Origin of the sequence: Bacillus sp. CDB3, assembly GCF_002081505.1 — a bacterium.
In the GTDB taxonomy this organism is placed as follows: domain Bacteria; phylum Bacillota; class Bacilli; order Bacillales; family Bacillaceae_G; genus Bacillus_A; species Bacillus_A cereus_AT.
Map to the genome: position 1 here is coordinate 38,331 of NZ_ALBR01000042.1, position 10,868 is coordinate 49,198.

Genomic DNA, 10,868 nt, shown 5'->3' on the forward strand with positions numbered 1-10,868 from the left:
TTTAAAACCGATAAAATTGATTATAAAAGGAGCCAGATCGAGTTATTATGGACAAACAGATTGGATTCATCGGATGTGGAAATATGGGGATGGCTATGATTGGTGGGATGATAAACAAAAATATACTGCCTTCAGAAAAAATAATTGGTTCAGATTTAAACGTTTCAAATTTAAAAAATGCTAGTGAAAAATATGGCATAACTATAACTTCTGACAACAATGCGGTAGCTAAAAATGCTGATATTATAATTTTGTCAATCAAGCCCGACTTATATTTACCAGTAATTAACGAAATAAAAGACCAAATAAAAAACGATGTAATAATCGTAACTATTGCTGCCGGAAAAAGCATTATGAGTACTGAGGATGCTTTTGGTAGAAAGTTAAAGATTGTAAGAGTAATGCCTAATACACCAGCTCTTGTTGGCGAAGGAATGTCTGCACTGTGCCATAATGAACTGGTTACAGAAAAAGATTTAGAAGATATATTAAACATTTTTAATAGTTTTGGTCAAACAGAGATAGTAAATGAAAAATTAATGGATGTTGTAACTTCTGTAAGTGGTTCTTCGCCAGCCTATGTATATATGTTTATAGAAGCCATGGCGGATGCTGCTGTATTGGAAGGAATGCCAAGAGATCAAGCATATAAATTCGCAGCCCAGGCTGTATTAGGTTCTGCGAAAATGGTACTAGAGACAGGAATACATCCAGGTGCATTGAAAGATATGGTTTGTTCTCCAGGTGGAACGACTATAGAAGCTGTAGCAACATTAGAAGAAAAAGGTTTAAGAACAGCCATCATTTCAGCTATGAAGCGTTGTACTCAAAAATCTGTTGAATTATCTAGTCTAACGAAAAACAATTAAAATAAAATTTACCAATTGCGTACGCCTTAATTAAGTTGTATACCATATTCACATTTAGTTTAGATAATCCTCATTATAAGTAGTAAATAAAACGGACGAATTCATACTTGCTTGAGTTTGTCCGTTTTATTATTTATTATTCTTAAATAATTTCATGCTATTTGTTACCCTCTAGCCTTCCCCGCATAAGACTCTGTATAAAATTAGGTAAAGAAATGAGAAAACTTAGAGTTTATTACCTAAGAATATTGATTACAACTTTAGCTGCCTCTGCAATTAGTTGATTATCATAGGTAGCCTCTTTCTCATCTTTACTAGATAAAATTGCGATAATAATGGGTGCTCTATTTGGCGGCCAAACGATAGCAATATCATTTCGTGTCCCATAACTTCCAGCTCCTGATTTATCTCCAACTATCCAGTCAGTTGGTACGCCTGCACGAATAAGTTTGTCTCCTGTAGCATTTCCTTTCATCCATTCTGTAAGAATGTTACGTTTATGAGCTGGAAGCGCATTTCCGACCGTAAAAGCTTTAAGATTCGTAGCAATTGCTTTCGCTGTACTAGTGTCACGAATGTCTCCTGGAATAGCCTCGTTTAACTCTGTCTCAAAGCGATCAGCCATAGTAACCCGATCACCCATCTGTCTAAGCGCTTTTTCATATCCTTTAGGTCCACCTATTTTATGAAATAGAATGTTCCCTGCAGTATTATCACTGGAACGAACAGCGGCCTCAGCAATTTCTCCTAATGTCATTCCAGTATCTACATGTTTCTCTGTAACGGGTGAATATTCTACTAAGTCGTCTTTCGAATAAGTGATAACTTCATTTAACTTCTCAGTTGAGTTTTGCTGTAGCAACACTCCTGCCGCTAACGCCTTGTAGGTTGATGCAAAGGCAAATCTTTCGTTAGGTCGATAAGAAATTGTTCGATTTGTACCAGTATCAATAGCATACACACCTAATCGAGCATCAAATTCTTTCTCAAGTTGAGAGAATTCTTGATACGTCGCATGATTTTTATGTTTCACTTGCCCTGTCTTTTCTTTCGCTTCAACTTGCAATGCCCCTCCTGTTGTAAAAGTTTCTAAGCTTGTAAGACCTAAACCTAATATGCCAGCACAGATCCCTATTATTAGCATCCTCTTGTTTTTCAAAATCATCATTCCTTTCAAATTTTCAATACTGAAAACAAGTGGTAAATTCAATACACTGTATCCAATTTGAACACCTGTTTTTATACGTACACATAATAGACCATCTAGAAAACAAGTTTGTTCCATAAATTTAAAACCTTTTAACTAGTAGCCAAGATATTAACAAAAGTAAGAGATAGCAACTATGTTAGCTGCTATCTCTTATTTTAAATCTTCTTTTTTATTTAACTTATTAAAGTTTTTATATAAACAGGGGCTCTTCCCCTGAGAAAAGTGCACATATTTTTCTAATTTTGATTCGAACTATCTGTACTAGCAGCTTCACCATGTATACGTTGCTGTTTTAAATCAAAGTATGCATCTAAAACTTCCTTTCCAATTATAGAATTAATTCCATTTTTATCATCATGAAGCCATGGGACTACTACAGAAAATGCTACTTCTGGATTATCATATGGAGCATATCCAACTAATGTTAAGTTGTAACATTCCATACGTTCTCCTTTTGCATTTCTACCAATAGGATCATCTCCACCATATACAGTTTGAGCTGTCCCTGTCTTTCCTGCTGGTTTATATGGAGCATTTTTGAAATACTTCACTCCAGTTCCATCACCTTCTTGGAATACCCATCTAAAGCCTTCTTTTATCCGATCAATATGTTCTTTCTTCATATCAACTCGATTTAATACGACAGGCTCTATAGAGCGTATAACTTTGCCAACCTCTTCTTCTTTTATTGATTGTTCTCGTATTTCTTGTACAATTTGGGGCTGCATACGATATCCACCATTTGCAATCGTTGAAATATATTGTGCCAATTGCAATGGCGTATAAGTATCATACTGACCGATAGAAAAATCTAGTAAAAATCCAGGTTGACTATCTACTTTTCTAGTTTGTCCAATTATTTCATTCGGTAAATCAATACCTGTTGGGACCCCTAAACCAAATTGTTTAAAATAATAGCGCATCGTATCAAATGCTTCTTGTTTAATATCCAACGAACCATTTGGTACGTAATTAACTCCCGCAATTTTTAAAGCTGTCTGGAACATGTATACATTCGAAGATACTTGTAAAGCTCGTAAATCATTAATATTACCAAATCCGGATACATTCCACGATTTCTTAGCTTGTGTACCTTTAAATTTCATCGGTGCATCATAAAATTGATCTCCTGGATGTATTGCCCCTGTCTCATATCCAGTTAATAAAGTAGCACCTTTTACAGCTGACCCTAGCTCATACGAAGTTGTCATGTTACCTAATGCCAAATCCTCAATCTCTATTTTACCTTCTTTTTCTACAATCTTTTTGCCTGCCATAGATAAAATCTGCCCATTATTTGGGTTCGTCATGACGACAAAAGCTCGGTCCAACAGTGGCTCTGAACTCTTAAAAGCTCTCAAATTTTTCTCAATACTTTCTTCCACTTTCTTCTGTAATTCCATATCAATCGTTAATGTTAAACTATTACCACTTTTTCCTTTCGAGATTATTTCTGCGCTAACAATGTTTCCTGATTTATCAGTAATGTTTTTCACTTCTTCTTTTGTGCCGTGTAATACATCTTCATATCGTTGTTCAATATAACTTTTTCCTACACGATCATTACGGTTATATCCACGTACCAAATAAGAATCTAAGTTTTCTTTCGGTAATCCTTCTTCACTACTTGTAATATTACCTAACACGGAACGAAATAAATTACCATTTACATAATTACGTTCCCAATCAACTGTTGCATCTACTCCTGGAAACTCCGCAAGGTTTTCACTTATGCGCGCATACTCTTGATCTGTTACATCCTTTTTAATAATTTGTGGTGTTAGTTGATAACCTGAACTCATTTTACTTTTAATAGCTAACACTTTTAAATCTTGTGCTGTTAATTCTGCCAATTCCACTTCTGTCACACGACTTCGTCTTAAATCTTCAATTTTTTTGTCTAGCTCTTTTCCCTCTATTCCCTTTTCTTTAAACTTTCCTATGTCTTTTTTAGTGATCTTTGATTCCGCACGTTTTGTATTCAATTGCATCCAGAAATCTTTTTTATCAATATCAGTTAATTTATTTATATCTTGCTCAGGCATTTCAAGTACTATTGCCAAGTCTTTTGCTGTTTTTAAAATGTCTTTACTCGTTATCCCCTTCACCCTTGTATACGCAATCGTACGAAGAGATCGATTATTAACAACCATTTTTCCTTCTCGGTCTAGAATTTGTCCACGTGGAACCGGAATACTAGTTGTTTCATTTTGACTGTTTTCCACTTGGTTCTTATACGCCTCTCCTTCAACAATTTGTACCTTTCCTAGCTGCATAATAATAGCCGAGAATAGCAGAAAGATGAAAAGGAACATTATATTTAATCGAATAGATATATATGTTTTCTGCTTATTTCCTTTTTGTTTTATCATAAATCCTCCATATAATTCTTCTGAGAATTGCTTCTAATACTTAGTAAATACAAAAAGCGTTCCCTATATATTAGATACCGCTGGCCGGTTATAAATATCGTCTCAACTTTTTTGCTAAATCCTTGTAAGCATCCATTCCTTTTGGTTTAGCCGGGTAATTAATAAATCTCCCTTCCTGTTACTTTTTTGTAGCTTGCATTAGAAATGCTAAACTGTATAATGACTCATATTAAACTTACACGTAGACTTACTATTAACTTTTCATACTGATTGTTCCTTTCTGACTGCTGTAATACTTAATAGACAACCTTAACAATAAAGTTGTTCCACATTTACAAAAAAATAATTAACTATAAGATGAAATAAGCTAAAAAAGGGAGGGTTTTATGTTACAGAAAAAAATAAAAAGATGGAGATTTTTTGCGATTCTTTCTTTTGTAGGTTTGATTTTACTAATTTTATTAAAAATCAACTTCATTTCAATTACTATCGCAACTTCTTCAGCTGACAGAGGCAAAATTTTTGATCAAAATGGTGTAATACTAGCTACAAATAAGAAAGTTAAGTCTCTATATTGCACCTTTAAAGAAGAAAATCTATCGAATCAAGATACATCAAACACATTAGCTTTTTTCAATCAATTTTCAAACGAGTTTCAACATGACATTTCTACAGAGGACATAAAATCGCAATTACAACAATCTTGTAAAAAGCAGACTATGAATGATATACCGTTATACTCTGATATAACTGAGAATGAACTTGCATTCATAAACAAAAACAAACCCAATAATGTAATAATCAAAGATGAATTGATTCGATATTACCCCAAACATGAAATGGGTTCACAGGTAATTGGGTATGTAGAAAATGACTTTAATTCTAACAATGGACGTGTTGGGAAAAGCGGAGTTGAGCTTCAATATGAAAATGATTTAAAAGGAAAACCAGGAAAAACTCTGATTTTTAAAATGAATAATAAAAAGTTCTTTTGGAACATTCGAAAAGTACAAAACGGAAAAGATGTCAGGCTATCTTTAGATTCTAAGTTGCAGCAAAAAACAGAGGAAGCACTAAGATCTCAAATTAAGAAAATACCTGATGCTGATGCTAATGCTGGCTATGCTATAGTGAGCGATGTAAAAACTGGTGCAATTTTAACAATGGCCAACTCAGCAGTTTTTGATCCGAATACATTATATACACAAGTATCATCTAAAAAAGAAAACATCAAATCACTTTCACAAAATAAAGCAATTCAAAAATTAAAGTATGGTGAATCCTATGTAAATATGGCCTCTACTATAAAGCCACTTACTATTTTAATTGGATTAAACGAAAAGCTTTTTCAACCTGAAGATACTTATTTAGATAAAGGTAGTTTTCAATATGATAATCAAAATAACATTATTAATGCTCCCGGAACGCCAACAGGTGAAATTACACCGAGTCAAGCTATCATTAATTCTTCTAATACATTTATGACAGCAAAAGTAGCTCTACCGTTATTCAACCAAAATAATGGGAATATAGAAAAGGTAGCAAATATATGGACAGATTATTTAAAGCAATTCGGTCTTCGCTCTAAAACGGGTATTGATTTACCCTCTGAAGAAGACGGGCAATATGAATTTCATCCATCTAGTAAGTTTGAAAATGGAGTCTCTGCTTTATTAAATGCCTCTTGGGGAGGAAATGAAGTGCATTCCCCTCTTCAACTTGCTCAATATGCAGCAACTTTGGCAAGTAAAGGTGATAAATATAAACCTCAAATCGTAAGTGCTATTATTGGTCCGGACGGTAAGGACACAAAAAAGTTTAAACCGATCTTAGAAAGTTCAAATCATTATCCTATGAAATTTTGGAGTGTCATGCAAGCTGGGATGAGTCAAAATATAGAGGAGATTAAAAACTTGCCCTTTCATGTCGCAGGTAAAACAGGTATAACAGGCTTTCCGAGCGAGCAAGAAAAAATGATAAATCATTCTCTTTTCATTGCATATGCTCCTACCGAAGATCCACAAATTGCTATTTCTGTTGTAATTCCTGGTGGTAAGACAGAAAAAAACAGTGCCGCTCTCGTTACATCAGAAATTTTAGAATCGTGGAATTCACTTCAAAATGAAAATAAAAACAAAGAGGAAGGTTCATTAAAGTGAACCTTCCTCTTTTACCATATAGATTCTATATTCGCTATTTTCCATATACCTTCATCATTCTTTTCGAACATGAAAGAATATTTAATATCAGTTAAAACATACTCTTTTTGTACATATCCAGTATTACCGTTAATAGTCGATATTTTTATATATCCATCATTTTGCACTTTTTCCGGGATCCAAGCTTTTACCATTTCATTAGATACTTCATATAAAACTTTTGATTCTAGTTTTGGTTCAGCTAAAATTTTCGTTTTGGTTCCAGTAACAGTTGCATATATAAAATGTTCTTGCTTTGGTTGGTTACTTTCTGTCAATCCACTTGGTACCTTGTATACCTTCTTTGTATCATTTGCAAACTCTCCTCCCATTGTAAGAGCAACTTGCAACTCATGAAAAATATTTTCATCAAACTTCAATTCATCCTTCTTATAACTCTTCCCTTTAAATAGAACTTCATCATTTAACGCTCTGTACAGATCTTTTTCATTTTTTGAGTTTGTACTTCGAAATAGTTCATTCATAAATTGTTTTAATGATGGATCTTGAGCAGACTCATCTTTTGTTTTAGGCTTAATTTGAGTACTACTTTGTACCGGTGATTTATTATCATCAAGCCAAGGTTGTTGAACAATAAAAAATAACATTGTACAAACGAAAACAACTACAATAGGTAATGCTTTTTTACGAAACGGTCTTTTATGTTTTACAAAATCCCTTTCATTATTTTCGTATATAGACTGCTTAATTTTAAAAATAAATTCTTCTTCATCTTTACGATTCTCCATTGGACCTTTTTTTAATTTTCTATACCAGTCAGGATTTTGTTTATTGTTCATCACTACTACCCTCCCCTATTAATTTTGAAACCTTACTTCTTGCTCTACTTAATCTAGATTTTACAGTTCCAATGGATACTCCTAGTGTTTCAGCCATTTCTTCATAAGATAATTCATATTTTGCGTCCAATATTATTATTTCACGATGCTTTTTAGGTAGTTTTAATACAACCTTCCACACATCATTCATTTCTTCTTGCTTAAAAAACTCTTGTTCTGCCGACAGGGATTGCTTATCGTCACTAAAAAATCCTATTAAAGATATCCTTTTAAAAATAGGAGGATTTCAAATAGTTTATTGCCGTATTTCTTGTAATTTTTAATATCCAAGTTTTAATAGATGACTCCTTTCGAAATGAATTCCAATTTTTATATACCTTTATAAATACATCTTGCGTGATATCATCTGATAAGTGTGGATCTTTCGTAATAATAAATGAATAATTCCATACATCTTGCCAATATTCTTTTATAACATAGTCCAGCTCATCATGATTACACTTTTCAATAAACTTCTGTTCCATTTCCACACCTCAAACTTATTTGACTATACATAAAACTGCCCTCACTTTTATTATGGTTTCAATATATAGACAAGATACAAGTTACATTTGTTCCATTGTTTAGCTTTTTTTCGACAGAATAATACTACTAAAAAACAAGTAAAGCATACAATGATAAAAGTCCACACAATACTTCGCTTGTATCACCTGTTTTTCCCCAGAACATGCTTATTTGTGTGCACTATTTATTTTTTACTAAATAACTGTTTTATTAAAGATTAAAATTTCCCTCACTTGTCCATTTCAATTTGTTCTACTCTAATATTTACTATTAGCAACCTCGCCCTTTCAGAAATGAAAATAAAGATGAAGTATCAACTTTCTAGAGCCACAACGAAAAAGCATTCTCGACTAGTAAGAATGCTTTTTCGAACCTTAATTATTCTTGATTTCTCCAAATTTATACCTTTGATTTTAACAAACATATACTGAATCTTGTAAAAGATATACCTTTTAATAAGGTATTATTTCTGAAAAACATGTTTTACTTTTTCGCCCGGAACATTACTCCCCCCTCTTCCTTTTACATCTTCGATCATCATGGTAACAATCATGTCTGGCGCATTTGCATCAAAAGCTGCAAACCATCCAAGCTCTTTTCCGTCTGCTTCTTTCGACTCTTTCAGTTCTGCTGTACCAGTTTTACCAGCAAGAGTTACACCATCAACCTTAGCAATTCTCCCCGCGCCATCAGGGTCATTAATCACTTTTATTAATGCACTCTTTAATATCTCTTGATTCTTTTTAGAAACCACATTTTCTTTCCAATTCCCTGCTACTTTTGCTTCTTTTAAAAGATGTGGCGACGGAATATTTCCTTCATTCACAATTGGCGCATATGTTAATGCTAAATGAAGTGGTGTCATTAATACTTGTCCTTGTCCGTATCCCGTGTCTGCTAGTTGAATATCATTTTTTATCCCATCTTTTGCAATTATTGAAATAGGAAATTCGTATTCGATTGGTAATTTTTCATGAAATCCGTATTTCTTAAATTCATTTACATACTGATCTTTTCCCATTTTCAAGGCTTGTTGAGCAAAATAAATATTATCAGAGTACTTCATTGCCTTATCAAAATCAACTGGACTAGCTTCCTTCACACGTGTTACATAATAATTTCCCCAAGATGGATCTTTTGTCCACTTTAATCCTTGAATTTTAAATTCTTCCTTAGGATTTATTGTGTTTGTTTCCAAACCAATTGCACCTGTAATCGTTTTAAATACGGAACCTGGTACAAATGCTTGTGTGAAACGATTCATCATTGGCAGTTTCGAGTCGTTATTCCATACTTCTCGTTGGGCTTTTGATGCTCCTCTAACTATTGTATTTGGATTATAAGCAGGGCTACTTACAAGTGCGATTGTTTCACCCGTTTTAGGATTGACCGCTGCACTAGATCCTGCTTCATTTTTCATCTCATTAAAGATTTTTTCTTGAATTGCAGCATCAATTGTTAACGTAACATTTTCTCCTTCTTTTACTTCTTTTTTTGCTACGTTTTTAATCTCTTTCCCATTCTCATCTTCTATAAATACGCGTCCACCCTTTTCACCACGCAATTTATTCTCAAGTACTTTCTCTAAACCCGTCTTACCTACTAAATCATCTGCTTGGTAACCTTTTTTTTGAAGCAATTTTAACTCCTCTGCATTCACCTTTCCTATATATCCAGTTAAATGTGCGGCTGCTTCTCCTAATGGATACGTACGAATATTTACCGGGCGAGATGAAACCCCTTCTAATTCAATATAATCATTCTGTCTGGTTCCCTCTTTTAAAATACCAATTGGTACAAAGGAGTCTGGTTTTATCCATTTCGCTGCGAGCTTCTGATTGACCTCTTCTGTAGACATATCAAGTAATTGTGCTACTATTTCTTTTGTTAGCGCTGCCGTTTCGCCTAGCTTCTCTGGAATAATTCCAACCTCAGTCGCTTTACCATTCGTTGCAAGCCCTTTTCCATTTCGATCATATATTTCTCCGCGTTTTCCTTGTTCTGTTTGCATACGTACTTTGTAATCTTTTTTCATACCTGGGAAAATGAAGTCTGGTGTCCAATCTATTTTCCAAGATTCCTTATCTTTCACGAGTTTTGCTTCATGGATGAATGAAACAGTTCCTCCATCTGTATCCATATTAACTTCAAAAAGAAAAAGTTCTTTATCTTTAGTATTCTCTCCTTTCGTTTTAACTTTTAAATTCTTAACTCCAATACCCTCATAGATTTTTTGATATTTCTCTGCGAAATCCTTTTTGGAAATCGTCTTTTTTGCATGTTCTGATAAATGATCATACATATTTGCAAATTTTTTATCATTCCATAAATTGATATATTCTTCAAATGCTTGTTTTGGCGGTTCGTTTTTATTACATCCTACCAACATAACTGCAAAACAAAAGAAAAGCAGTATCCATAATTTTTTCAATTCAATCTTCTCCCTTAGTTAAAAATGTTTTAACGCTTAATAGACAGTGTAAGTTATGAAATTGTTCCATATTTACAAAAAGATTAAATTTATGGTTAAGCTGCATTACGAGAGGGAAGATTTTAAGTTTCTTCCAAACATAAGGAGCGAATATATTTAGCGAACGTTATCATTATTAGTGTTGTTTTAACAATTTCATTTAAAATACCTTTTAGTTCATTTTCACCGATCTTATCTTTTTTTCTTTATAGATTTTTGATACAAAAAAAGAATCCTTATACTAAGGATTCTGCAACAGAAAATAACAAAAATATAAACAATAAAAAGAATTACTTAAAGTATAATTTATAAGCACTCTATATCCTTCTTTTTCGCACCAAAAACCCCTGTACAGCATGCGACAGGAGTTTAGGGGTTCTGTTGC

Annotated in this window: 6 protein-coding genes and 1 pseudogene; 2 read left to right on the forward strand and 5 right to left on the reverse strand. The window is 33.4% G+C overall.

The window, feature by feature from the left end; all coding sequences use genetic code 11:
* Positions 1-47: 47 nt before the first annotated feature.
* Positions 48-869, forward strand: coding sequence for a pyrroline-5-carboxylate reductase (gene proC / locus CDB3_RS11775; RefSeq protein WP_128854613.1), 822 nt, complete (start codon positions 48-50; stop codon positions 867-869).
* A gap of 235 nt (positions 870-1,104) precedes the next feature.
* On the opposite strand, the gene bla is transcribed toward proC, so the two are convergent.
* Positions 1,105-2,034, reverse strand: a complete 930-nt coding sequence (gene bla / locus CDB3_RS11780) for a class A beta-lactamase Bla1 (RefSeq protein ID WP_483861146.1) — start codon at positions 2,032-2,034, stop codon at positions 1,105-1,107.
* Positions 2,035-2,315: 281 nt separating this feature from the next.
* Entirely contained in the window at positions 2,316-4,451 is a 2,136-nt protein-coding gene (locus tag CDB3_RS11785; RefSeq protein WP_128854614.1) for a peptidoglycan D,D-transpeptidase FtsI family protein, read from the reverse strand.
* 386 nt (positions 4,452-4,837) lie between these two features.
* Between CDB3_RS11785 and CDB3_RS11790 the strand changes: the two genes are divergently transcribed.
* On the forward strand, positions 4,838-6,610 hold the full coding sequence (locus CDB3_RS11790; protein ID WP_128854615.1) for a peptidoglycan D,D-transpeptidase FtsI family protein: 1,773 nt from the start codon (positions 4,838-4,840) through the stop codon (positions 6,608-6,610).
* 11 nt (positions 6,611-6,621) lie between these two features.
* On the opposite strand, the gene CDB3_RS11795 is transcribed toward CDB3_RS11790, so the two are convergent.
* The 3 genes and pseudogenes from CDB3_RS11795 to CDB3_RS11805 form a co-directional block, all read right to left on the reverse strand.
* Positions 6,622-7,449 (reverse strand): SH3 domain-containing protein, encoded by an 828-nt coding sequence (locus tag CDB3_RS11795; protein ID WP_128854616.1) that lies wholly within the window; start codon positions 7,447-7,449, stop codon positions 6,622-6,624.
* A pseudogene (locus tag CDB3_RS11800) lies at positions 7,439-7,973 on the reverse strand (RNA polymerase sigma factor). Before CDB3_RS11800 ends, CDB3_RS11795 begins: the two are co-directional and overlap by 11 nt.
* Positions 7,974-8,476: 503 nt before the next feature.
* Positions 8,477-10,444, reverse strand: coding sequence for a penicillin-binding transpeptidase domain-containing protein (locus tag CDB3_RS11805; RefSeq protein ID WP_128854617.1), 1,968 nt, complete (start codon positions 10,442-10,444; stop codon positions 8,477-8,479).
* Positions 10,445-10,868 lie beyond the last annotated feature (424 nt).